The organism is Streptomyces sp. NPDC051976, from assembly GCF_040680795.1.
GTDB lineage: Bacteria > Actinomycetota > Actinomycetes > Streptomycetales > Streptomycetaceae > Actinacidiphila.
Genome location: NZ_JBFAXL010000018.1, coordinates 20905 through 45229 on the forward strand (window position 1 = coordinate 20905; position 24325 = coordinate 45229).

Here is a 24325-nt window from a genome sequence, read left to right on the forward strand (position 1 = left end):
CGGGGGGCGAGAGGTGAGCGCTGAGCCGTATCCGGACCCGGCCGATGCCCTTGCCGAGCTGCGGGCCCGTCTGGAGCAGGCTCGCGCCGCGAAGCGGCTCACCAAGGCCCGGCTCGCGGAGCGGATCGGCCTGGGGCGCACCACGGTGAGCGAGGCGTTCCGGGCGGGCGGGCCGATACCGTCGACGGAGACGGTGGCCGCGCTGGCACACGGGCTGGGTCTGGACCGCGACGTACGCTCCCTGCTGGATCTGCGGGCCGCCGCCCGCACCGACGCGGCCGCCCCGGTACCTGCCAGCGGTCCGGGCCGGCCGATCGCGGAGTGGGACCCCCTCGACCTCGAGGTGCATCCCGCAGCCGACCCGCCGCCGCGCCGGGCGGAGCGCCGCGCCTCCGGAGAGCAGCGGCGGTCACGGACCAAGTCCCCGCTCCCGCCGTACGTGGTGCGGCCGCACGACCGGGAACTCGCGGACCTGGCGGCCGCCGCCGCGTCCGGTCGCAGCCAGATGGCGGTGCTGGTCGGGCCGTCGTCGACCGGCAAGACCCGGGCCTGCTGGGAGGCCGTGCAGCCGCTCGCCGGACGGGGCTGGTCACTGTGGCACCCGTTCGACCCGGGCCGCGCGGAAGCGGCCCTCGCCGACCTTCGCAACGTCGGCCCGCGCACCGTGGTGTGGATGAACGAGGCCCAGCACTACCTCGGTGCCGCCTCCGGCCTGGGCGAACGGATCGCCGCGGCGCTGCACTCGCTCCTCACCGACCCGCGGTCCGGTCCGGTCCTCGTGCTGTGCACCCTGTGGCCGCAGTACGCCGCCGCCTACACCGCGCTGCCCATCCCCGAGGAAGCGGACGTTCATCCCCGGGTGCGTGAGTTACTGGCCGGGCGGGTCGTCACCCTGCCCCACTGTTTCGACGAGCCGGCGATGCGGGCCGCGCGAGCGCTCGCCGCCACCGGCGACTGGCAGATCGCCGACGCCCTGCGGCACGCACCCGACGGGAGGCTGACCCAGCACCTCGCCGGTGCCCCGCAGCTCCTGGACCGCTACCGCACAGGGTCGCCTCCCGCCCGCGCCATCCTCGAAGCGGCCATGGACGCCCGTCGGCTGGGCGTCGGCCTCTCCCTGCCGATCGGCTTCCTGGAAGCGGCGGCCGAGGACTACCTGAGCGACGACGAATACGACGCCCTCGACAACAACTGGCTGGAGCGGGCGCTCGCGGAGCTGGGGGAGACCGTCCACGGCAACCTCGCTCCCCTGCGCCGTGTCCGGCCGCGCGCGGGCCGCGACGGTCCGCCCGCGGCGGGCAACGCGGTACCCGTCTACCGGCTGGCGGACTCACTCGAGCAGCACGGGCGTGAGGACCGCCGTGCGCGCTGTCCCCGGCGGTCCTTCTGGCAGGCCGCCCATGACCACCTCGTCCGGCCGGAGGACCTGGCCACGCTCTCGTACGCCGCCGAGGTGCGGCAACGGACCTACTGGGCCGAGTGCTTGCTGCACAAGGCCGCTGAAGCGGGGGACGCGGCGTCATTGACCCGGCTCGCCATGGAGCGGAGCGCGGCGGCCGAACCCGCCGAGGCGGAAAGGCTGTTCCGGTCGGCCGCGGAGGCCGGCGACCCCAGAGCGCTCACCTGGTTCACCCGGCGCTGTGACAAGCGGGGGGAACACGCACGGGCGGAGCGGCTGGCGAACGCGGCCGCGGCCGCGGGCAGCACGTCCGCGCTGAGCTGGCTGGCGCAGCGCAGAGGCGAGGAGGGAGACCTGGCCGAGGCGGAGCGGATCGCGCTGGTGGCCGCGGCGGCCGGTGACGCCTCGGCACTGCGCTGGCTCACCCAGCGGCAGGCGTGGGCGGGCGAACCGGCGGACGCCGAGCGGCTGGCCCGGACGGCGGCGGACACGGGCAGCGCCGCTGAGCTGCACTGGCTGGCCCAGCGCAGCGGCGAGCAGGGCGAGTACGAGGAGGCGGAGCGGATCGCGCTGCTGGCCGCGGCGGTCGGCGATGCCGCCGCATTGCGCTGGCTGACCCAACGCCGGGACCGGGACGGCGAGCACGCGGAGGCCGAGCGTCTGGCGCGGCTGACCGCGGACGCCGGTGACACGACCGCCCTGTACTGGCTCGCCGACCGTCGCGCGGAAGCCGGCGAGCACGCGCAGGCCGAGCGCTTGCTGCGCCTGGCCGCGGACGCCGGTGACACCGCCGCCCTGGCCCGTCTCGCGCGCGGACGCGAGCGGCTCGGTGAGCACGACGAGGCCCGGCGCCTGTTCCGGCTCGCCGCGGAGGCCGGGAACGCCTCCGCGTGGACCCGGCTCGTCCAGCTCTGTGACGCGGCCGGTGACCCGGAGGAGGCGGAGCAACTCGCCCTCCAGGCGCTGCGGACGGGTACCACCGCGGCGCTGAACTGGCTGGCCGAGCGGCGCCGCACGGAGGGTGAGCCGGGCGATGCGGAGCGCCTGGCGCGGATGGCCGCCGACGCCGGGGACGCGTCCGCTCTGGCGCTGCTCGCGGTGCACCACGGGGAGCAGGGCGCATACGCCGAAGCCGAACGTCTCGCCCTGCTGGTCGCCGGCACCGGGAACACCTCGGCGCTGGTGCGGCTGGTCGCGCAGCGGGAGGCAGCGGGGGAGCCGGCGGCCGCGGAACGGCTCGCGCTGCTGGCGGCGGAGGCCGGAAACACCGCGGCTCTCACCGAACTCGCCGGACGACGCGACCGGGTGGGCCGGTTCGCGGAAGCCGAGCGGCTGGCGCGGCTGGCCGCCGACGCCGGGGACACCCTGGCACTGACCGGGCTGGCCCTGCGCTGCGGCGACGCGGGGGACCGGGACGCCGCCGAGCGGCTGGCGAAGGCGGCGGTCGACGCGGGGATGATCGGCCGCAGCCCGCTCGCCGCGTTCCTGGGCCGCGGTCCGCGCCGGCAGACGGCCGACGGCGGAGCAGGCAGCCTCTTCGTCTCCTCCACCGAGTTCTTCGAATGGCTCTGGCCCGCGGGTCTCGACCCGGACGGTACGCCGTCCGCCGCCCGCTGACGACGGGACGCAGCCGCCTCCCCTGTCCGTGCCAGGCCGTTGACGCCGCCCGTGCGGAGTTGCGAAAGTTATCGCAACATCGGGACCGACCGTGGAGGGCGGCCAGGCATGGGCCAGGGGTTGCGGGAACCGGGGAGCCGGGGTGGGCTGCAGGCGTGTGTGCGGGAGGTGACCGAGCCGCTGGTGGCGTATGCCAGTGCGGGTGGGGCCAGGATCCGGCTGGGCGTCAACATCGCGCATCACGATGACACCGCGGCTGATCTGGAGGGGTACGCACGGCCGTTGTGGGGGCTGGCGCCGCTGGCCGCGGGGGGCGGGGAGTTCGCGCACTGGGACGTGTGGGCGCGGGGTCTGGCGGCGGGCACCGATCCGGCGCACCCCGAGTTCTGGGGCGTGCCCGGCGACCTCGACCAGCGGATCGTCGAGATGGCCGCGATCGGCTTCGCCCTCGCGCTGGCACCCGAGCGGCTGTGGGACCCGCTGACCGGCGCCGAACGCGACCGTGTGGGCCGGTGGTTGGCGAGCTGCCTGCCTCGGGGGACCCCGCCCAACAACTGGGACTTCTTCCCCGTGCTGGTCTCCCTCGGCCTGGACCGGGTCGGCTTCCGCCACGACCGCGAGGCGCGCCACGCCCGGCTGGACCGGCTGGAGACGTACGCGCTGGGCGACGGCTGGTACGCCGACGGCGACTTCGAGCGGCGCGACTACTACATCCCGTGGGCGATGCACTTCTACGGGCTGCTGTACGCCGCGCTCGCCGGTGAGGAGGACCCCGCCCGCGCCGCCCGGTTCCGCGAGCGCGCCGCGGAGTTCGCCCCGGGGTTCCGGCACTGGTTCGCCGACGACGGCGCCGCGGTGCCCTTCGGCCGCAGCCTCACCTACCGGTTCGCGCAGGGCGCGTTCTGGGGCGCGCTGCCCTACGCCGGGGTGGACGCCGTCGCGCCGGGCGAGGCGAAGGGGCTGCTGCTGCGGCATCTGCGCTGGTGGCGGGGGCGCGCGGCGCACACCTCGCCGGAGGGCCTGCTGAGCATCGGCTACGGCTATCCGCAGCCGGCCGTCGCCGAGCAGTACAACGGCCCCGGGTCGCCGTACTGGGCGATGAAGGCGTTCCTGCCGTTGGCGCTGCCCGAGACGCACCCGTTCTGGACGGCGGCCGAGCAGCCGCCCGCGGCCGGCCTGCCGGCGGTCGTCGGCCAGCCGCACGCGGGCGCGGTGCTGATGCGCTCCGGCGGCGAGGTGACGCTGCTCAGCGGGCGCCAGCACCACTCCTGGGTGCGCGGCGGGGCGGCGAAGTACAGCAAGTTCGCCTACTCCACCCGCTTCGGCTTCAGCCTGCCCGCCGACCGGGACGGCCTGGCGCAGGGGGCGTACGACTCGATGCTCGCGCTCAGCGACGACGACCCGGCCGCGGGCGAGCCGGTGCACTTCCGGGTGCGGGAGGAGTGCGCGGACCCGGTGACGGGGGAGGACGGCACGGTCAGCAGCACCTGGCACCCGTGGTCCGACGTCGAGATCACCACCTGGCTCACCGCGGCGGCGCCCTGGCACCTGCGGACCCACCGCGTCCGCACCGGCCGCCCGCTGTGGACGGCGGAGGGCGGCTTCGCGGTCGACCGGGACGGCGGTTTCGCGCGCCGCGAGGAGACCGGCGCGAGCGCGCTCGCCGTCACCGCGGACGGCGAACTCAGCGGCCTGCGCGACCTCGACGGGACCAGGACCGGCCGGGTCGTCCAGGTCATGCCCGGCACCAATGTGCTGCACCGCAGGACGGTCGTCCCCACCCTGACCGGTGAACTCCCGCCCGGCGAGCACTGGTTGCGCTGCGCGGTGCTCGGCGCGGGGCCCGGGCAGGACGCGGACGCCTGGGAAGTGCCGCCCGGCGCCGTGGTCTGACCAGGGGGCTAGCGGACCGTCTCTGCGGCGGCGGCCGTGCGGACCGCCTCCAGCGCCGCCGCCACGCTCTGCTCGATGTCGGTGATCGGGTAGAGCGCGGCCCGGACCGTCCGGCCCGCGTCCACCACGAGGGTGAGCCGCTTGAGCCGTACCGCGCCGCCGGTACGGAAGGTGGGCAGCCGCAGGGCGGCGGTGAGTTCGAGGCCGGCGTCCGACAGCAGCGGGAAGCGCAGCCGCTCCTTGGCGGCGAACGCCTCCTGCTCGTCCGGCCGTTGGGTGCTCACCCCGTGCACACCGGCCCCGGCCGCCGTGAAGTCGGCCAGCCGGTCGCGGTAGGTGCACGACTCCAGGGTGCAGCCGGGCGCGCCCGGGACCGCGGACCAGCCCGGCGGATACGCCTCGGGCCGCGCGTAGGCGCCGGGGAAGCAGTACAGCACCGTGAAAGGCATGTCGGGCGCCACCGGATCGAGTGACCCCCCGGCACCCGGCAGCCGCAGTTCGGGCAGCCGGGTGCCGACCAGCTCCCGCACCCGCAGCGCCTCCCGCGAGCCCTCGTCCGCCGTCGCCGTGGCCGTACCGTCGCCCAGCACCCAGCCGTCGCCCCAGTCCTGGAGCGCGATCAGCACCGGCAGCAGGGCGCGGCCGCGCGGCGTCAGCACGTACTCGTACCGCACCGGACCGCTCTGGTACGGCTGCCGCTCCAGGATTCCGGCCGCCACCATCTCCCGCAGCCGCTCGGCCAGCACCTTGCGGGAGACGCCCAGCTCCTTGTGGAGGGCGTCGAATCTGCGCACCCCGCGCGCGGTGTCGCGGACGATCAGCAGCGTCCACCAGTCGCCGACCACGTCGAGCGCGGACGCGATGGCGCAGTGCGGATCGGTGGGAGCGGTGCGGCGTGCCATGTGAGCGTGACCCCTGCCTGTGAGCGTCCGGGAGCGCCCGTGATCGGTGCCGCTGTGATCGGTGCCGCGCGACAAGTGCGTTGACCCTAGCCGACCGGACTGGGAAAGTCAGTTCCCACAGGAAACTTACCCGGCGGGGGGAGCATCATGCGGGACGTGCCCAGGGTCGTCTGGCTGCTGGCGGCGGGCAGCTTCGCCAACATGATGGTCGCGTACACCTTCGTGTACCTGGTGCTCTACCTGAACGGGCCGCGCGGGCTCGGCGTCGCGCAGGCCGGGCTCATCGCCGGGATCGGCGGCGCGGGGCTGGTCGCGGGCAACTTCACCGGCGGGTGGTTCGGCGACCGCTACGGGCACCGCCGCACCCTGGTCACCGCGGCGGCCACCAGCGGCGCCGGGCTGATCGCGCTGCCGGTGCTGCCGACCGCCGCGCTGCTCGTGGTGCTGCCCGTCGCGCAGTACGCCGCGGGCGCCGTCCGCGCCTCCAACTCCGCGCTGGTCGCCGTCTCGGTGCCGGAAGGCGCTCGGCGCCAGGGATACGCGGTGATGCGCTTCGCCGCGAACGCGGGCTTCACCCTCGGCCCGCCGATCGGCGCGCTGATCGCCGCCCGCTTCTCGTACGGCTGGCTCTTCGTCGCCGACGGCGCGGGCACGCTCTTCTTCGCCGCCTACGCCGCCCGCATCCTGCCCGCGCGGGGCGCCGCCCGGCGGACGGCCGCCGGGCCGGGCGGGCCGCGGCTGTGGACGGAACTGCGGGCCAGGCCCGCGGTGCTGGTGCTGCTCGCGGCGATCGTCGTCACCGACACCGTCTACCGCCAGCAGTACTCCACGCTGCCGGTCTTCCTCGCCGACCACGGCTTCGGCACCGCCTTCTACGGCGCCCTGCTCGCCGTCAACGGCGGCGTCATCCTCTGCCTGGAGATCCCCGCGACCCTGGCGCTGCGCCGGGCCGCACCGCTGCGCATCATCGGCGCCGGGCTGGTGCTCGTCGGCCTCGGCTACACCGCGCTCTGCCTCGGCGCCACCACCGGCACCGCGATCGCCCTGCTCCTCCTGCTGACCTTCGGCGAGATCCTCTACAAGACCCCCGCCACCGCCTACGTCGCCGACCACGCACCCGCGGGGATGCAGGGCCGCTTTCAGAGCCTGTACGCGGGCGCGTCCACCACCGGCACCGTCCTCGCCCCGCCCCTGGGCACCCTCCTCTACGCCGCTGCCCCCGCCCTCCTCTGGCCCCTGTGCGCCGCCCTCGCCGCCGCCGCCGGAGTGATCGTCCTGCTCGCGCAGCGCTTCCCGGCCCCCCTGAAGGAGCCGGTCGCCCGTACGCCGCAGGTGCCGCCCGTGGCGGCGGACAGCGAGCGGGCACAGGCGTGACGCTTCGCCTGGCGGCGGGCCCGGTCCGGACCTGGCGGCGGCCCGCGGCCGCCTCCGGCGGCGGGGCCCAGCCCATGCGGTGCGGGGCCTGGCCAATGTGACGCCGGCCCGCCATTGCGAGGCCGGGCCACCTGCCCATGCGGCGCAGGCGCGACCAGGCGGCCCGCGGCCTTGCCGAGGTGGTGTGCGCGCACTGGCGGCGTGGCGTGCTGCGCTGCCGGGCTGGAAGACCTCCCTGGTGGGGCCGTCGCGACACCCCCGGGCGACCGGATGGTGAACCGGTTGGGCGGGGCGGGGGGTAAGGGGCTAGCGTGCTGGGCATGACTGACTCTCGTGCCCCCGGCGCCGTTGGCGTCGGCCTTGCCACCCTCGCCGACGACGGCACCGTTCTGGACACCTGGTTCCCCGCCCCCGAGCTGACCGCGCAGGCCGAGCCCGCGGGGACGCGGCGGCTGACGGCGGAGGAGGCCGGGCAGGCGCTGGGCGCCGCCGCGCCCAAGGCGCTGGGCCCGGACCCGCGGCGGGGCGTCGAGGTCGTGGCGGTGCGTACGGTCATCGCGTCGACCGACGACAAGCCGCTGGACGCGCACGACGCCTATCTGCGGCTGCACCTGCTCAGCCACCGCCTGGTGCGGCCCAACGCGCAGAACCTGGAAGGGCTGTTCGGCCTGCTGGCCAACGTGGCCTGGACCTCGATCGGCCCGGTGCCGGTGTCCGGCGTCGAGGCCGCCCGGCTGGCCGCCCGCGCGGAGGGCCTGCACCTGGCGGTGTACGGCGTGGACAAGTTCCCGCGCATGACGGACTACGTGGTGCCCTCCGGCGTCCGTATCGCCGACGCCGACCGGGTGCGCCTGGGCGCCCACCTCGCCTCCGGCACCACCGTGATGCACGAGGGCTTCTGCAACTTCAACGCGGGCACCCTGGGCACCTCCATGGTCGAGGGCCGCATCTCGCAGGGCGTCGTCATCGGCGACGGTTCCGACGTCGGCGGCGGCGCGTCCATCATGGGCACCCTGTCCGGCGGCGGCACGCAGGTCGTCTCGGTCGGCCGCCGCTGCCTGCTCGGCGCCGAGTCGGGCCTGGGCATCGCGCTGGGCGACGACTGCGTGATCGAGGCGGGTCTGTACGTCACCGCCGGCACCCGCGTCACCCTCCCGGACGGCCAGGTCGTCAAGGCACTGGAGCTGTCCGGCGCCGACAACCTGCTCTTCCGCCGCAACTCCACCTCCGGCCGGGTCGAGGTGCTCCAGCGCACCGGCTCCTGGGGTGGCCTCAACGCGGCCCTGCACAGCCACAACTGACCACCGACACGACGAAGGGCGGGCCCGCGCACCGGGCCCGCCCTTCGTCGTGTCCGGTCACTTGACGAAGGAGATCTCCGGGTAGCTCTTGGACGGCCCGTCCAGCAGCGCGCTGTGCTTGCCGCGCAGCTCCTGGTCGAAGAAGGCGGTGAGGTAGTCGGACTGGACCTTGACCGCCCGGTCGGGATCGATCGTGCCGAACTGCTGCTGCAGCTGGTACTGGGAGAGCCCGAGCAGCCGCGCCTCCTGCGGCACCATCCACTCGTTGTCGCTGAACGACTGGTGCGCCGCGCCGTGGAGCTGGATGTCGACGTGGTAGCCCTTCAGGTGCGGCCACAGCGTGCGCCACGACGAGTCGTTGTTGCGGTTGTGGGTGCCGGAGCTGAACAGCATGAACGGGCGGTCCAGGTCCTTGCTCGGCGCCGTGCCGAAGAACTGGCCGTCCAGGTTGGCCCCGGCGGCGATGCGGTGGTCGAGCTGCATGGAGGTGTCGACCGCGGCGCCCCCCAGCGACCAGCCGAACATCCCGATGTGGGCCATGTCCACGGCCTTCGACAGCCCCGTGGGGAGCGTGGGGTGGCCGGGGTCCGGGTTGCCGCCCTTGCTGATGGCGTCCAGCTGGTCGATGACGAACTTGATGTCGGCCGCGCGCACCTTGAGCGTGTCGGAGGAGTGGGTGCCCGCCGGCATCCTGTTGACCTCCAGCCGGTTCCCGGGGAACTGCACCTCGTTGGCGTCGTGGGTGTGGTCGACGGTGACGACGAGGTATCCGCGGCTGGCGAGTTCCTGGGCGAGCGCGGTGCCCATCGAGCGGTCCGAGTGCAGCCCGGTCGAGTACAGCAGGACGGGCAGCTTGCCGAGCTTGGAGTTCAGCGGGGCGAGGACATGGCCCGCGGTCCTCGGCAGGGTCACCAGGCCCGTCGACAGTCCTCGCGTGGCGAGGAAGTGGGCGCCGGAGATCGACGGCTCCCACGGCGCCTGGTAGTGCCCGGACGTGGAGGTCGCCGGGTACCACAGCGACACCATCACTTCGCGGGACTTGCTGCCCGGCACGTACGGGTCCGGACGGGACTTGTCGACGAGGTGCAGGCCGACCATGCCCACGCTGTACGGCCCGGTCGTCGCGGGCATGGTGAGCTGCAGAGGGGACCCGCCCAGGCCGAAGGAGAACGCCTCGGGGTGGACGGCCTTGTGGTCCAGCGGCAGCTCGTCGTTCTCGGGTGCCCAGGGCGCGCTCGCGTCGGGCTCGTCGGGCGAGGACCCGGTGGTCGCGGACTCGCCGGACACCTTCCCGGCGGCCATCGCCGGTGTCACCCCCGCGCCCAGCGCGACAGCCAGCGCACCCGCCGTACCGACCGCTCTGGCGAGCACTCTTCGCGGCGGGCGCGGGCGACGGTGTTTCATGGAACCCCCCTTGTCGGATCAGCGATCGGACACGGGCGATCGCTGTGCCGCACACGGTACCGCTCCGGTGGCCTCCGGTCTGCGGGGAGGGTGCCCCCAACTGCCCTGACCGCTCCTCGCCGCAGCGGCGGCCGGATGACGGCAGCCGCGCACGTCAGCGGTAGATGTTCTCCGCGTACGACGGCCCGTAGTACGCCTCCAGGGCCTCCAGCGACTCGCCCTTGCGCTCCAGCGTCCGCGAGATCAGCGCCCGGGAGGCCATCGCCTCCGGGTGCCAGCTCTCCGGCTTCCACAGGGCGCTGCGCAGGAACGCCTTCGAGCAGTGGTGGAAGACCTCCTCGATCTCGACCAGCACCGCCACCTTCGGCCGGTGGCCCTTGACCACCATGCGGTCGAAGAAGTCCGCGTCGCTCAGCAGCCGGGCGCGGCCGTTGATCCGCAGGGTGTCGCCGCGGCCGGGGATGAAGTAGAGCAGCCCTATGTGCGGGTTGGACAGGATGTTGCGGAAGCCGTCCGCGCGGCGGTTGCCGGGCCGCTCGGGGAGGGCGATCGTGCGGTCGTCGAGCACCACGGTGAACCCGGCGGGGTCGCCCTTGGGCGAGACGTCGCAGGTGCCGTCCGCGGCGGCGGTGGCCATCAGGCAGAACGGCGCCGCCTCCAGCCAATCCACGTCCAGCGCGTGCAGCCGGTCACGGCTCTTGTCGAGCGCGGCCTGCGTCGGTTCCCCGAGCAGTTCCCGCAGTTCGGCCTCTCCACTGATCTCGCGCATACGCCGTACGCCCCCTGCCGTGTGGGTTTCTCCGAGGAACTCACACTCTACCGCCGCGGTTCCCGCGGCACCGATGAGTTGTGGCAGTCCCTCCGGTCCATCCCTGTGACAGCGACAAGCGCAGTCCCCGACCGAGGAGTTCACCGTGTCCCACGCCACCGCAGGCACCGCCACCGACGCCACCACCCTGAACACGACCCCGGGTGCCGTCCCGGGCGCCACCGGCGCCCCCGCCCGCCGCGACCGGGCGCACACCGCGCTGCTCGGCCTGCAGATCGTGCTCGCGCTCTTCTACGCGTTCGCCAGCGCGACCCCGAAGCTGCTGGGCCTGCGCGCCGCGGCCGACTCGTTCGACAAGATCGGCTTCGGCGACTGGTTCATGTACCTCACCGGCGCGCTGGAGTTCGCGGGCGCGGTCGCCCTGGTCGTCCCGCTGCTCTACCAGGTGGCCGCGCTCGCGATGATCGGCCTGATGGTCTGCGCCACCGTCACCCAGGTCACCGTCTTCCACGGGGAGCACGCGGCCACCCCGGTCATCCTCATACTGCCGCTGGCCGTCATCGCCTGGGCCCGCCGGGACAGCACCCCGGCGCTGCTGGCCCGGCTCGGACTGCGCCGCTGAACTGCTGAGCCGCGGGACCGTACCGCGGTCAGCGGCGGCGGCCGCCGCGCAGCGAGGACAGGACCAGGCGGCCGTAGCGGGTGGTGAGGGCGGCGGCGGTGGCGGCGAGCGAGGCGGTCAGCGCGAGGGCCAGGTGCCAGGGGTCGGAGTCGCCGAGCACCTGCAGGACGGACAGCGCGGTGCCCAGCGGCAGGCCGAGGACGGTGAGGACGCCGAGGGCGCCCGCGATCTGCTGGCTCTCCTGGGTCTGCACCAGCCGCGCGTAGTCGGCGGCCTCGGCGAGGACCTGGCTGAACCGTTCGGGCAGCCGGTGCCGGGCCTGGAAGGCGAGCAGGATGTCGTTGGCCGGGCCGTGCGCGTTGAGGTGCTGGCGCCAGTAGGTGCTGCGGAACAGCGCGATGCGCTGCTCCAGCGCCGCCACCCTGCGGGCGAGTCCCGGGCCCTCGAAGACCGCCGACAGATCGTCGGTCAACTCCTCGATGTGGTCGCGCTGCACGGTGCCCAGCAGCAGCGCGTCGAGGTAGGTGCAGCGGGCGTTGAGCGCGGCGAAGTCGAAGAAGTCGCCGCTGCCGGTGTCCGGCCGGTGGCCGAGGAAGGCGGCGCCCTGGCGCAGCACCAGGGCGCTCCAGTCCGCCGATATCCGGCCCGCCTGCTCGCGCACCTCGGCCACCACCTCAGGGGCCAGCGGCAGGTCGTCGGGGGTGGCGCGGGCGGCCAGCGACCGCAGCAACCAGTCAGCGCCGACGGGCAGTTCCCCGGTCGACGGGTCGCGCAGCGCCGCCGAGGGACCGGTCCCCGGGGTGAGGAACACCACCGTGTACGGCCGGGCCAGCGCGAACGGCGACTGCGCCGGCGCGGGATCGGCCACCCCCGCCAGCAGTTCGGCCGGGTCGAACGCCCCGGACAGCGGGTCGGGGTCCGACCCGCGCCGATGGCTGATCGACCGCAGCAGCGGCAGCAGCGGCTCGCCGGTCAGCGTGAAGTGCGCGATGGCCAGCGCCTGGTGCGGTGACTTCGCGGTCGGCGTCCGCAGCAGTTCGAGGCCGTCGACGCGCAGCGCGCCCCGGGTCAGCGACATCACGCGGTGCCAGCGCCGGTCGTACAGCGCGCGGGCCGCGGCCGGGGTGAACAGCCGCCGCCGCGCCGCGGTGTCGGAGACCCGCGAGGCCACCGCGAACGGCATCGGCCCCTTCCGCCACGGCGATCCGGCCGCGGGGTCGCCGGTGTCCGCGTGGTCCGCCTCGCAGGGGGGATCCGCCACCAGCCGCACCGGCAGCAGTACCGCCAGCGTCTGCCGTACCCCCACCGCGGCCATGAACTCAGCCGTCATCCGCCGCACGTCCCCCGCCGCGTCGCTCACGGCCCCAGCCTGTCGCCCGGCCGCACCGCCACGCAAGCGCGGCGCCCTCCCCTGTCATACCGACCGACCGGTATGTTGAGAGGGGGTACGGCTACGGCTACCGACGAGGGAGAGGCCGACGGCATGGACGCACCGGTGTGCACCACCCGGCAGGGCGCGGTACGCGGCACCCACGGCGCCGGGGGAGTGGCCGTCTTCCGCGGGATCCCCTACGCCGCACCGCCGTTCGGCCCGCACCGGTTCCGGGAGCCGCGGCCCGTACCCGCCTGGGACGGGGTGCGCGACGCCACCGCGTACGGGCCGACCGCGCCCAAGGGGCCGTATCCGCCGCCGATGGACCGGGTGCTGCCGGACCCGTCCCTGCCGGGCGAGGACTGCCTCAACCTCAACGTCTGGACGCCGGGCACGGACGGCCGGGCACCGGTGATGGTGTGGCTGCACGGCGGCGCCTTCGTCAACGGCGCCGGCTCGCTGCCCGGGTACGACGGCGCCGCTTTCGCCCGCGACGGCGTGGTGTGCGTGACCGTCAACTACCGGCTGGGCGTGGAGGGTTACCTCTCCCTGCCGGACGCGCCCGACAACCGCGGGCTGCTCGACCAGATCGCCGCCCTGGAGTGGGTCCGCGACAACATCGCCGCGTTCGGCGGCGACCCCGGCCGGGTCACGGTCTTCGGCGAGTCGGCGGGCGCCATGAGCATCGGGGTGCTGCTGACCACGCCCGCCGCCCGTGGGCTGTTCCACCGCGCGATCCTGCAGAGCGGCGCCGCGCACCACACGATCCGGCAGGCCACCGCCCGCCGGATCGCCGCGCACTTCGCGGCCCGCTTCGGCGTCGAGCCCACCGCCGAGGGCCTGGCGACCGTGCCGATGGACCGGCTGCTGGCGGGGCAGGCCGAGCTGCGGGCCGAACTCGCCACCCACCAGGCCCCGGAGGTGTGGGGCGAGGCGGCGCTCAACGCGATGCCGTTCGAGCCGGTCTCGGAGACCCCGGGCCTGCTGCCGGGACCCGACTCCCCGGTGGCGCTGCTCCTCGGCAGCAACACCGAGGAGTACCGGCTCTTCATGGTCCCCACCGGCATCCTCGGCCATGTCGACGAGCGCCGGCTGCGGGCCGGTGCCGCCCGGCACGGACTCGACCCGGACCGCGACCTGCCCGTCTACCGCGAGGCCAGGCCCGGTGCCGCACCCGGCGATCTGCTCTCGGCCGTCGTCACCGACTGGTTCTTCCGGATGCCCGCGATCCGGCTCGCGGAGGCGGCGCCGCGGGCCCACCTCTACGAGTTCGGCCGGCGCTCGCCCGCCTGCGGCGGTCTGATGGGCGCGGCCCACGCCACCGAGATCCCCTTCGTCTTCGACAACCTCGCCGTGGCCGGTGACTCGGAGCTGATCGGCACCGATCCGCCGCAGCCGCTGGCCGACGCCATGCACGCCGCCTGGGTGGCCTTCGCCGCCACCGGCGACCCCGGCTGGGCGGCGTACGACGTCAGGGACCGGACGACCATGGTCTTCGGGGTGGGCGACGACCTCGCGAAACCCCAGGTGGTGAGCGACCCGCGGGCCGCCGAGCGGGCGCTGTGGGACGGGGTGCGCTGAGGGTCCGCCGGCAGCGGTGAGCGGCCGCCGCGGGCGGCCGGGACATGGGCGGGAGCCGAACGCGCTCGTACGGGCGGATGAACCGTGGTCGCGGCGGGCCGCCGGGCGCCGCCGGGCCGGGCCGACGGCGGACGGGACGGGTCGCGAAGGGCCTACGCTGAGTGTGCGTGGACCGGAGCGCCCACCGGTGCGTACCGATCCGCCCACTGCCGTCCGACCCGCCGTATTGGAGCCCCTCCCATGTCCGAAGGCCCTCTCGTCCTGCCGCCCGTGCGGCTGCTCCCCGCGGACGACCTGGCGCGGCTCGCCCTCACGGTGCCGCTGCTGGACCGTGCGCTGCGGCTGGCCGGCTGGGCCGCCCCGCACCGCCAGGTCGACGCGATGGGGGAGCTGCTGGAGGGCGAGCTGCGGGAGGCCGCCGCCGCACTCGGTCTGCTCTCCGAGGCGTCGGCCGCCGCCTCGGGCGAGGAAGAGGACGCCGAGGAGGCCGCGCTCGCGGAGACCGCGCAGGCGTGGGGCGTGGCGGTCGACACCGGCCTGCTGACGCTGGAGATCGACGAGCAGGCCGAGGAGTCCACCCCGCTCGGCGAGGTCGCGGGCCGGGCGGTGCCCGGTGAGGCGTACCGCCGGGTGGAGGCGGGCGACCCGCAGGACGTGCTCGACGTCTGGCTGGCCGCCGCCGAGTCCGCGCTCGCCGAGGCCGCCGCACCCGACTACGAGAGCCTGCGCGACGTGCTCGACGACGGCGAGGGCTCCGTACTGGACGAGCTGGACTGGGACCCCGAGGAGGAGGCCGAGTTCCTCGACAGCGCGCTCGCCAACCTCTACGCCCTGATGGCCATGGACGAGGGCGCCGCCGGTGACGACGCCGGACGGTCCGATGTGCCGCTGCCGGTGCTCGCCGCGTCGCTGGTCGTACCGGACGACATGGAGCAGCCCAGCGACGCCGTGCTCGAAGAGGTCACCGAGGTGATGATGCGCCTCGACGAGCACTTCCGGCTGCTGGCGCCCACCGGGCTGCTGGACTACCAGCCGGTCGACGAGGCGCTGATCGAGGAGGCGGAGCAGCCCGAGGGCGCCGAGGCCGCCGGCTTCGGCGCCGAGGACGATTCCGACGGCGACGAGCTCGGTCCCGAGGAGATCTCCCGCTACGGCCTGGTCCGGCTCACCCCGCTGGGCGTGCACGGGATGCGCGAGCGGCTGCGGGACGCCGGGGCGCACGCCCCCGCCGTCGGCGATCTGGCGGGCGCGCCCGCCACCGAACTGCTCGACGCGCTCACCTCCTACCCCGACCAGGCGGCCCGCGCCGAGGCGGAGTTCTGGCTGGCGGACCGCAAACCGGCCGACGCCGCACGGGAGTTGCTGGCCGCGGGCCGCGGCGACGACGCCGGGGCGCCCGGCCGCCGGCTGATCTGCCAGCAGACGCTCACCCTGCTCGGCGCCGAGGCGGAGCCCGCGCTGCGCGAGGTCCTGGACGACCGCCAGCTCGGCGGTCTGGCCCGGGTCTGGCTGACCGAGACCGGCGCCTCCGACATCCCCGCGCCCGACGCCGACATGGTCTTCTGGCTCACCATCGACACCCTGGCCGCCCAACTCGCCGCCGACGACGCCCCCGAGCTCCTCGCCGACCTGGTCCGCGACCTCGTCGCCCGCCACGACGGCTTCTTCGACGCCGCCTGGAGAGTCGAGCACCCGGCCACCGCCGACGTCCTGGAGGCGATGGGCCGCCTGCACCCCGACCGCAAGGCCGCCAAGGACGCGCGTAAGGCCGCCTTCAAGGCCCGCTCCCGCACGGGCGGTTCGACGACCTGAGCCCTCGCCCGCGGCGCGCCCGCCGTTCACGCCCGCACCGGACGGCGGCGCGCCATGACCATCCCTTGGATGGCTCTTTACGAATTCTTGGTCTGCTCTGAGGGCGTCCCTTTCGCGGTCGCGCATCGTTCACGCGGTGTTGGCCGGGGAGCGGGAGCGTGGCGGCGCTGCATGTCACCGCGCGACCTAAGGAGTTCCCCGTGCCGCTCAGCCGCAGAGACTTCGTACAGCGTTCCGCGATCACCGGCGCGGGCGTCGCCCTGGCCGGGGCCGTGGACGTCCTGGCCACCGCGCCCGGTGCGCTCGCCGCGAGCCCGGCGGGGCACGGCACGGAGCAGGAGGGCCAGGGGCACGGCACGCACCAGCCCGCTCTCGGGTACGGCCCGCTGTTCTCCGACCCGGCCGGGCTGCTCGCGCTGCCGGCCGGCTTCTCGTACCGGGTCGTCACCCGTACCGGCGTGACGCACCTGGAGTCGGGCGAGACCACGCCCTCCAACCACGACGGGACCGCGGCCTTCGCGGGCGAGCGCGGCGCCACGCTGCTGGTCAACAACCACGAACTCGGCGGCCCCCGCACCAAGGTGCCCTACCCCGTGCCGCTCGCGGACGGACTGGTCTACGACCCCGCCGCCGCGGGCGGCTGCACCGTCGTGGAGGTCCCGCGGCACTGGCACGGGGACACCTCCGAGGGGCGCGGCGCGGGGCACGGCGCGCCGGTCACCGAGTGGGTCGGCATCGCCGGTACGGCCACCAACTGCGCGGGCGGCGCCACTCCCTGGGGCACCTGGCTGACCTGCGAGGAGACCGAGGACAAGGCCGGTTCCAACGGGATGACCAAGGACCACGGCTATGTCTTCGAGGTCGACCCGCACGACCGCCGCGCCAACCGCGACCCGCGGCCGGTCAAGGCGCTGGGCCGGTACGCGCACGAGGCCGTCGTGGTCGACCCCAAGCGCGGCCACCTGTACCTGACCGAGGACGCCGCCGGGCCGAACGGCCTGCTCTACCGCTGGACCCCGCCCAAGGGCTTCCACCACGGCCGCGGCAAGCTGCGCACCCTGGACGACACCGCGGGCACCCTCCAGGCGTTCCGCTGCTTCGACTCCGGTGGCCGCTTCGTCGACGACCTGTCCCGGGCGACGAGGATCGGCACCGTCTACGGCGTCGACTGGGTGGACGTGCCCGACCGCGACGCGCGGACCACCTCGGTGCGCAAGCAGTTCGGGGAGGGCGAGGTCACCCGGGCGCGCAAGCTGGAGGGCATGTGGTGGGCCGACGGCGGCACCTATGTGGTGTCGTCCTTCGCCCGCGCCGAGAGCCCGGTCCAGCACGACGGCGCCGTCTGGTTCTACGACGCCTCGCGGCGCACCCTCACCCTCAAGGTGCTGCTCGGCGTGAACGCGACGCCCGAGGCGGACGGCGCCTTCGACGGCCCCGACAACATCACGGTCTCGCCGTACGGCGGCCTGATCGTCGCCGAGGACGGCAACGGCGTCCAGCACCTCTTCGGCGCCCTGAACGACGGCCGCACCTACCCGCTGGCCCGCAACGAGCTGAACATCGGCACCGAGGAGGCGCCGGAGTACAGCGAGTTCACCGGTGTGACCTTCTCGCCCGACGGCGACACGCTCTTCGCCAACATCCAGACGCCGGGCATCATGCTCGCGATCACGGGTCCGTGGCGCCGGCAGGGCAAGAACTGCTGAGACCCGGAGCCCAGGGCCGGTGGCGCCTTCCGCCGGGCGCCACCGGCCGTTCCGTACGTCTTCCTCGCTCAGCCGATGCCGGTGACCTGCAGCGCGGTGGTCCAGTTGGTCCTGATGGCGCTGCGGGCGGCGGACAGGGTGACGGTGCCGTTGCAGACCGCGTTCTTCAGCTTGGTCTCGGTGCCGTCCTTGGTGTGCGCGGTCTGGCCGCCGGAGTACGGCTCGGGCCACAGGTTGCCGGGGTCACGGGGGGACCCGCCGAGCTCCAGGGGCACGAGGTGGTCCTCCTCGTAGTCCGCCATGCTGGTGTCGGAGTACCCGTAGTCGATGATGCCCTGGGCCTTGAGCGGGTTGGTGTACGACGTCGGCGGGCGCACGGTGGCCGTCCAGCCGGACACACAGATGGTGCTGTGGATGGTGGACTGCGTCACGGCGGAGTTGTACGCGCCCGGCGTGCAGCTCGGGTCGGGCAGCGGCAGGAAGGCGTGCGAGCAGGTGCTGGCGTGCGCGGTGCCGGCGCTGACGCCGAGGATGAGGCCGCTGACGGTGAGCGCGAGGGCGGAACCGGTCGCGGTCGATATTCGGGTGAGGGCACGGATCGACGTCGCAGGGCGGGTTTTGGGCATGGCTGAGCGCTCCCGTGGCTAGGGGACGGGCGGTCCGGTCAGTGCCCTTCCAGCGTCCCGGCCACGGGTCTATGCGGGTAGATGTTCAGCGGTGAATTTTATGTGACCATGACATTCCAGCGGGTTGCGCGCAGGAGATGCATGCAGGAGATGCGCGGAGGAGAAGGCCGCCCTCGTACGGCAACGGCCCGACTCCGCGGGGGAGTCGGGCCGTCGGCGGGAGCGTGCGATCAGAGCGCCGCGGCGCCCGGGTTCACCATGCCCTTGGCGGTGCGGGAGTCGATGAACTGGCCGAGTGCCGTCATCTCCCACTCGCCGGAGTACTGCTTGACGAACTTCGCCATCAGAACCCCGGTCCTGGCCTCGCCGTTGGTGAGGTCGAAGCGCACCATCTCCTCGCCGGAGGCGGCGTCGAGCAGACGGCAGTACGCCTTCGCGACCTTGTTGAACTTCTGGCCCGAGTAGGAGTTGACGGTGAAGACCAGCCCGGTCACCTCGGGCGGGAGGCCGCCGAGGTGGACGGTGATCGCCTCGTCGTCGCCCGAGCCCTGGCCGGTGAGGTTGTCGCCGGAGTGCTGGATGGCGCCGTTGAGGATCTGCAGCTTGCCGAAGTAGCAGGTGGCGACGTGGTTGCGCTGCGGGCCGTAGGCGATCACCGAGGCGTCGAGGTCGATGCTGCGGCCACCGAAGGCGGGCTCCCAGCCGAGGCCCATCCGGACCGAGGACAGCAGCGGCTTGCCCGCCTTGACCAGCGAGACCGTCTCGTTCTTGCGCAGGCTCACCCGGCCCTTGTCCAGGTTGATCTTGCCCGGCGCCGCGGGCGGCGCGGCGGGTGCGGCCGGCGGCGCGGGAGGCGGCGGGGGGAGGTGGGCGGCCGGTGCGCCGGTCGGCGGCGGGGCGGTCGGCAGCGTCGCCGCGGGGGCGGGCGGGGCCTGGGTGGCCGCGGGCTCGTCCACGGTGACGCCGAAGTCGGTGGCGATGCCCGCCAGCCCGTTCGCATACCCCTGGCCGACCGCGCGGACCTTCCACGCCCCGCCGCGGCGGTAGACCTCGACGACGACCAGCGCCGTCTCGGGGCCGAGCCCGGTCGGGGTGAAGGTGGCGATCACCGCGCCGTCGTCGGCGCCGCGGACCGTGGCCGTGGGGATGGTGCCCGCGAAGGGGCCGCCGCCGTCCAGGCTCGCGGTCACCACGATCTTCTCGATCCCGGCGGGCACCGCCGCGGTGTCCACGGTGATCGAGTCGGGCTGGGACCCGCCGCCGGAGCGATGGGTCACCCCCGGCCCCTGCGGCTGGTTGTAGAAGACGAAGTCGTCGTCCGAGCGGACCTTGCCGTCGCCGGTCAGGAGCAGGCCCGACACGTCGAGCCGCACGGGAGCGGTGACGTCCACCGCCACCCGGGGCACGGGGAGCGGCACATTCGAGCCAGGAGTCATAGCGGTCATGCCCCCGTAACGACCGACCGTGCTTTGCGGTTCCATTACTCGCGGGATTCGGGTGACCACCGCGCGCGGCGCCCCCGGCGGCCCCGTCGGGACGGGTCGGCGGCCGGGTGTCAGGCCCGTACCCGGCCCGTCCCGGCGGCCGGTCCCGCGGGCAGGTCGAGACCGTCCCGTACGCCCGCGGGCTGCGCGAACGCCTCCTTCACGGGCGCCGGCAGCGCGCCCAGACCGAGCAGCCCGCACACCGCCCGGGTGGTCAGCGCATGCCAGGTCGCGGCCTGCCGCAGCATCGCGTGGTCACCGCCCGGCAGCACGAAGCGGCACACCTCGGCGCCCGCGTCGCGCGCCTGCCCGGCCATCCGCAGCGACTCCGCGGGCGAAGTGATCCGGTCAGCTTCGGCGTGCAGGAACACCAGCCGGGAACCGTCGAGTCCGTCCACCGGCTCACCCGGCGGGCACCAGGGCGCCAGCGCCACGGTGCCGACGACGTTCGGCTCCCCGGCGACCCGCAGCGCCGCCCGGCCGCCCATGGAGTGGCCGATCAGCACCACCGGGGCGCCGCCGGTCCGCCCGGCCAGTTCGGCCAGCGCGTCGGCCGCGTCCCGGGCGGCGTCCGCCCGCTCGCCGTTCCAGCCGCGGTGCCGGTAGCGCACCTCGGCCAGGGCCACCCGCTGCCCGGCCGTCGCCCGCGCCACCGCCCGCACGAACGGCCGCATCCGCAGGCCCGGCGCGTTGAAGAGCCGCGACGGCCGCCGGAGCCCCCGCTCACTGCCGCCGTGCAGCACCAGCACCACCGCCGCCGGGTCCGCCGTCCACTTGCGCACGACCAGCCCCCGGTACCGCGCCCCGCCGCCGCTCCCGCCGGTATCCACCCTGTCCGCTCCCTCCGCCGCCGTACGTGTCCGGTGCTCCCGGCAGTCTCCCGCGCCGCCCGCCCCTACGGCATTCGTAGCAGGTCCGGCCCCGGACGGGTGGACCAGGAGGCCGCGTACCGCCGGGCCGTCCGCGCCGCGCCGCCGGGTCGAACAGACCCCTCGAACACGGTGTGTCGAGGCCGCGTATACGCTTCCGCGCCGGGCAAGTAGTCTCAGCGCACATTCACTGGGGTGGGCAGCGCGAGCTGGAGGACACAACGTGGCGCACAGTGCCGCAGCCGGGGGGCCGGCCGGACATCCGGCGGGGGTGCCCAGATCGCGCGAACACCGGGAGGCGCGGGTTCCCGCGGCGGCCGCGAGCGCGGTCGCGGTGTCCGTAACCGGCCCCGAGACGGTGCTGCTGGTCGAGGACGACGACGGGGACGCGCTGCTCGTCGAGGAGTACCTCGCCGAGGACGCCGCGCAGGTCCGGCTGGTGCGGGCCGGCAACCTGGCGGAGGCGCTGGAGCGGCTCGCCGTCAGCCGGCCGCCCGCCTGTGTGCTGCTCGACCTCCATCTGCCGGACGCCTTCGGGGTGGACGCCGTCTCCCGGCTGCTGCGGGACGCGCCCGCGGCCGCCGTCGTGGTGCTGACCGGGATGTCCGAGGAGGACGCGGGCCTGGCGGCGGTCGCCGCCGGCGCCCAGGAGTACCTGTCCAAGAACCGGCTGGAGCCGCGGTCGCTGAGCCGCGCGATCCGCTACGCCGTCCAGCGCAAGCAGATCGAGCAGGCCGGTGCCGCGCTGCGCGAGAGCATGCTGCGGGCCGAGGAGAACGCCCGGCTGGAGCGTGGCCTGCTGCCCACGCCGCTGCTGCGCGACGACCAGTGGCAGGTGACCGCGCTCTACCGGCCGGGCCGCGACCACGCGCTGCTCGGCGGTGACTTCTACGACGTGGTGCAGACCGAGGACGGCACCGTGCACGTGGTCGTGGGCGATGTGTCGGGGCACGGCGCGGCGGAGGCGGCGCTGGGCGTCTGCCTGCGGGTCGCCTGGCGGTCCTTCGTGCTCGCCGGGACGGGCGCGGCCGAACTGCCGGGCCTGCTGCAGCAGATGCTGGTGGCCGAGCGCGGCGGCGACCATGTCTTCGCCACCCTCACCACCCTGGAGTTCCCGCCCGACCGGCATACGGTCAGGATCGTCAGGGCCGGCCATCCCGGCCTGCTGATGCGCCGCGGCACCGACGTCGACTGGTGCGAGCCGGAGTACGGCCCCGCGCTCGGCGTCGTACCCGGCTCCGGGCACTGGCCGGTGACGTCGGAGCCGCTGGACGGCGCCGCCGTGGTGGTCTTCACCGACGGCCTGTTCGAGTGGCGGCTCGGCCCGGGACCCGAACGCCTCGGTGAGGACGGCCTGCTGGCGCTGGCCCGCAAGCACTCCGCCCTGCCGCCCGCGGCCTTCCTCGACGCGCTGATCAGCGCCGCCGAGGCCGCGACCGGTGAGGGCGCGGGGCTCGCGGACGACGCCGCCGTCGTCCATGTCGGCTGGCGCCCCCGCCCATGAGCGCCGCACCGCCGCCGAACGAGCCCGCGCCGACCGCCGAGAGCTGGTGGCACGGACGCGGCACCGTACAGGGCTGGTTCCACCTGGTGCTCGGCGTCATGGCGCTGCTGGTGCTGGTGTTCGCGGTGGTCGGGGCCCAACTGCTCAGCCGTACCAGTGACCTGTCCGACAGCCTGTCCGAACGGGTGCAGCCCGCACGGGTGGAGGGCGTCAGGCTGCAGACCGCGCTGCTCGACCAGGAGACCGGGGTCCGCGGCTACGTCCTCACGCACAGCGCTCCGTTCCTCCAGCCGTACGCCGACGGCACGGCCGCGGAACGCGCCGTCGTGGCGGCCCTGCGGCCGCTGATCAGCCGCAACCACCGGGCGACCGCCGACCTCGCGGACCTGGAGGACGCGGCCGCCGCCTGGCGCGCCGACTACGCGACCCCGCTGATCGCCCACGCCCAGCAGGGCAGGCCCGCCGCGTCCGACGCCGTGCTGCTCGACGGCAGCAAGCGGGCCTTCGACCGGATCCGCGCGTTGTTCGCCACCGAGGACGCGCATCTGCTGGCGGACCGCACGCACGGCAAGAACGAACTGCGGCACGTGGAGACGCTGCGCGACGCGGTCTTCCTCGCCATGCTCGGCTCCTTCCTGGCCGCCGTGATCGTCCTGGCGCTGCTGCTGCGGCAGATCGTCGGCCGCCCGCTGGGGCGGCTGCGCGACGACGCGCTGCGGGCGGCGGGCGGCGACTTCGAGGAGCGCATCCGCCCCAGCGGCCCCGCCGACCTGCGGGTGCTCTCCCAGGCGGTGGAGGCGATGCGCAGCGAGATCGCCGGGGCGCTGGCCGAGGCGCACGGGCAGCGCGCCCAACTCGCCCTCCAGGCCCAGGAACTCACCGACCAGGCACGGGACCTGCGCCGCTCCAACGAGGAACTGGAGCAGTTCGCCTACGTCGCCTCGCACGACCTCCAGGAGCCGCTGCGCAAGGTCGCGTCGTTCTGCCAGCTGCTGGAGAAGCGCTACCGCGACCAGCTCGACGACCGCGGTGTGCAGTACATCGACTTCGCCGTCGACGGCGCCAAGCGGATGCAGGTGCTCATCAACGACCTGCTGGCGTTCTCCCGGGTCGGCCGCGCCCAGGACGACCGGCTGCCGGTACGGCTCGACACCGTGCTCGACGGCGCCCTGCGCAACCTGGCCGGGGTGGTCGAGGAGTCCGGCGCCGAGATCCGGCGGCCCGACGCGCTGCCCGAGACGGTGGGCGACCCGACACTGCTCACCATGGTGTGGCAGAACCTGATCGGCAACGCGGTCAAGTTCCGCGCGCCGGACCGCCCGCCGCTGATCACCGTGGAGACCGGCACCGCGCCCGACGGCTCGTACACCTTCAGCGTCACCGACAACGGCATCGGCATCGCACCGGAGTTCAGCGAGAAGGTCTTCGTGATCTTCCAGCGGCTGCACACCCGGGACGTCTACGAGGGCACCGGCATCGGGCTGGCGATGTGCCGGAAGATCATCGAGCACCACGGCGGCCGGATCTCCGTGGACGACACGTACGACCGCGGCACGCGGATCGTCTTCAGCCTGCCCGCCCACGACATGGCGCGGCACGGGGTGCCCGCGCGCGAAGAGACCGAGGGAGCACACACCGGATGACCGACCCCGTGCAGCCGATCGACGTCCTGCTGGTGGAGGACGACGCGGCCGACGAGCTGATGACCCGGGAGGCGTTCGCGGACAACAAGATCCGCAACGCCCTGCACGTGGTGCGCGACGGCGAGGAGGCGCTGGACTTCCTCTACCGGCGCGGAGCGCACAAGGACGCGGTGCGCCCCGACCTGATCCTGCTCGACCTCAACCTGCCCAAGTACGACGGGCGTCAGGTGCTCAAGCGGATCAAGTCCGACGAGGACCTGGCCGCGATCCCGGTGGTCGTGCTGACCACGTCCTCGGCCGAGGAGGACATCGTGCGCAGCTACCAGCTGCACGCCAACGCGTATGTCACCAAGCCCGTCGACATCCACCAGTTCATCCGCGCGGTGCGGAAGATCGACGACTTCTTCGTGTCGGTGGTCCGGCTGCCCGGCCGCTGACCGTACGGCG

At 74.4% G+C, this 24325-nt stretch carries 18 protein-coding genes; 11 read left to right on the forward strand and 7 right to left on the reverse strand.

The window, feature by feature from the left end; all coding sequences use genetic code 11:
* Nucleotides 1-13: 13 nt before the first annotated feature.
* Both AB0M29_RS19540 and AB0M29_RS19545 read left to right on the forward strand, forming a co-directional pair.
* Complete coding sequence (locus tag AB0M29_RS19540; RefSeq protein ID WP_365384094.1) at nucleotides 14-3016, forward strand: helix-turn-helix domain-containing protein; 3003 nt, start codon at nucleotides 14-16, stop codon at nucleotides 3014-3016.
* 108 nt (nucleotides 3017-3124) lie between these two features.
* Nucleotides 3125-4909, forward strand: coding sequence for a DUF2264 domain-containing protein (locus AB0M29_RS19545; protein WP_365384096.1), 1785 nt, complete (start codon nucleotides 3125-3127; stop codon nucleotides 4907-4909).
* A gap of 8 nt (nucleotides 4910-4917) precedes the next feature.
* On the opposite strand, the gene AB0M29_RS19550 is transcribed toward AB0M29_RS19545, so the two are convergent.
* Entirely contained in the window at nucleotides 4918-5811 is an 894-nt protein-coding gene (locus AB0M29_RS19550) for a winged helix-turn-helix transcriptional regulator (RefSeq protein WP_365384098.1), read from the reverse strand.
* A 147-nt stretch (nucleotides 5812-5958) separates the two neighbouring features.
* On the opposite strand from AB0M29_RS19550, the gene AB0M29_RS19555 reads away from it, so the two are divergent.
* Both AB0M29_RS19555 and dapD read left to right on the forward strand, forming a co-directional pair.
* On the forward strand, nucleotides 5959-7185 hold the full coding sequence (locus AB0M29_RS19555) for an MFS transporter (RefSeq protein ID WP_365384100.1): 1227 nt from the start codon (nucleotides 5959-5961) through the stop codon (nucleotides 7183-7185).
* A 320-nt stretch (nucleotides 7186-7505) separates the two neighbouring features.
* Entirely contained in the window at nucleotides 7506-8486 is a 981-nt protein-coding gene (gene dapD / locus AB0M29_RS19560) for a 2,3,4,5-tetrahydropyridine-2,6-dicarboxylate N-succinyltransferase (RefSeq protein ID WP_365384101.1), read from the forward strand.
* A gap of 57 nt (nucleotides 8487-8543) precedes the next feature.
* On the opposite strand, the gene AB0M29_RS19565 is transcribed toward dapD, so the two are convergent.
* Nucleotides 8544-9890, reverse strand: coding sequence for a hydrolase (locus tag AB0M29_RS19565; protein ID WP_365384103.1), 1347 nt, complete (start codon nucleotides 9888-9890; stop codon nucleotides 8544-8546).
* A 154-nt stretch (nucleotides 9891-10044) separates the two neighbouring features.
* Nucleotides 10045-10659 carry a pyridoxamine 5'-phosphate oxidase family protein gene (locus AB0M29_RS19570; protein ID WP_365384105.1) on the reverse strand — a complete coding sequence of 205 codons (615 nt, stop codon included), beginning with the start codon at nucleotides 10657-10659 and terminating at the stop codon, nucleotides 10045-10047.
* A 145-nt stretch (nucleotides 10660-10804) separates the two neighbouring features.
* Between AB0M29_RS19570 and AB0M29_RS19575 the strand changes: the two genes are divergently transcribed.
* Nucleotides 10805-11281: a DoxX family protein gene (locus AB0M29_RS19575; protein ID WP_365384107.1), complete on the forward strand. Its 477-nt coding sequence runs from the start codon at nucleotides 10805-10807 to the stop codon at nucleotides 11279-11281.
* A 28-nt stretch (nucleotides 11282-11309) separates the two neighbouring features.
* Here the strand turns inward: AB0M29_RS19575 and AB0M29_RS19580 are convergent, their stop codons facing one another.
* Nucleotides 11310-12641 (reverse strand): hypothetical protein, encoded by a 1332-nt coding sequence (locus tag AB0M29_RS19580; RefSeq protein WP_365384109.1) that lies wholly within the window; start codon nucleotides 12639-12641, stop codon nucleotides 11310-11312.
* Between the two features lie 123 nt (nucleotides 12642-12764).
* Between AB0M29_RS19580 and AB0M29_RS19585 the strand changes: the two genes are divergently transcribed.
* From AB0M29_RS19585 to AB0M29_RS19595, 3 genes are all read left to right on the forward strand, one after another.
* Nucleotides 12765-14234, forward strand: coding sequence for a carboxylesterase family protein (locus AB0M29_RS19585; protein WP_365384111.1), 1470 nt, complete (start codon nucleotides 12765-12767; stop codon nucleotides 14232-14234).
* Between the two features lie 240 nt (nucleotides 14235-14474).
* Entirely contained in the window at nucleotides 14475-16046 is a 1572-nt protein-coding gene (locus AB0M29_RS19590; RefSeq protein ID WP_365384113.1) for a hypothetical protein, read from the forward strand.
* A gap of 200 nt (nucleotides 16047-16246) precedes the next feature.
* Entirely contained in the window at nucleotides 16247-17752 is a 1506-nt protein-coding gene (locus AB0M29_RS19595; RefSeq protein WP_365384114.1) for an alkaline phosphatase PhoX, read from the forward strand.
* Nucleotides 17753-17820: 68 nt separating this feature from the next.
* Here AB0M29_RS19595 and AB0M29_RS19600 read toward each other — a convergent pair whose 3' ends face one another.
* The 3 genes from AB0M29_RS19600 to AB0M29_RS19610 all read right to left on the reverse strand — a co-directional run bounded on the left by AB0M29_RS19600 (nucleotide 17821) and on the right by AB0M29_RS19610 (nucleotide 20692).
* Nucleotides 17821-18378: a hypothetical protein gene (locus tag AB0M29_RS19600; RefSeq protein WP_365384116.1), complete on the reverse strand. Its 558-nt coding sequence runs from the start codon at nucleotides 18376-18378 to the stop codon at nucleotides 17821-17823.
* A gap of 230 nt (nucleotides 18379-18608) precedes the next feature.
* On the reverse strand, nucleotides 18609-19814 hold the full coding sequence (locus AB0M29_RS19605) for a TerD family protein (protein ID WP_365384117.1): 1206 nt from the start codon (nucleotides 19812-19814) through the stop codon (nucleotides 18609-18611).
* 119 nt (nucleotides 19815-19933) lie between these two features.
* Nucleotides 19934-20692 (reverse strand): alpha/beta fold hydrolase, encoded by a 759-nt coding sequence (locus AB0M29_RS19610; RefSeq protein WP_365384119.1) that lies wholly within the window; start codon nucleotides 20690-20692, stop codon nucleotides 19934-19936.
* Between the two features lie 373 nt (nucleotides 20693-21065).
* On the opposite strand from AB0M29_RS19610, the gene AB0M29_RS19615 reads away from it, so the two are divergent.
* From AB0M29_RS19615 to AB0M29_RS19625, 3 genes are read left to right on the forward strand one after another with little or no spacing between them, the layout of a single operon-like run.
* Nucleotides 21066-22235: a SpoIIE family protein phosphatase gene (locus AB0M29_RS19615; protein WP_365384272.1), complete on the forward strand. Its 1170-nt coding sequence runs from the start codon at nucleotides 21066-21068 to the stop codon at nucleotides 22233-22235.
* Nucleotides 22232-23878, forward strand: coding sequence for a CHASE3 domain-containing protein (locus AB0M29_RS19620; protein WP_365384121.1), 1647 nt, complete (start codon nucleotides 22232-22234; stop codon nucleotides 23876-23878). The genes AB0M29_RS19615 and AB0M29_RS19620 overlap by 4 nt, the downstream gene beginning before the upstream one ends.
* Complete coding sequence (locus AB0M29_RS19625; protein WP_365384123.1) at nucleotides 23875-24315, forward strand: response regulator; 441 nt, start codon at nucleotides 23875-23877, stop codon at nucleotides 24313-24315. Before AB0M29_RS19620 ends, AB0M29_RS19625 begins: the two co-directional genes overlap by 4 nt.
* The last annotated feature ends 10 nt before the right edge of the window (nucleotides 24316-24325 follow it).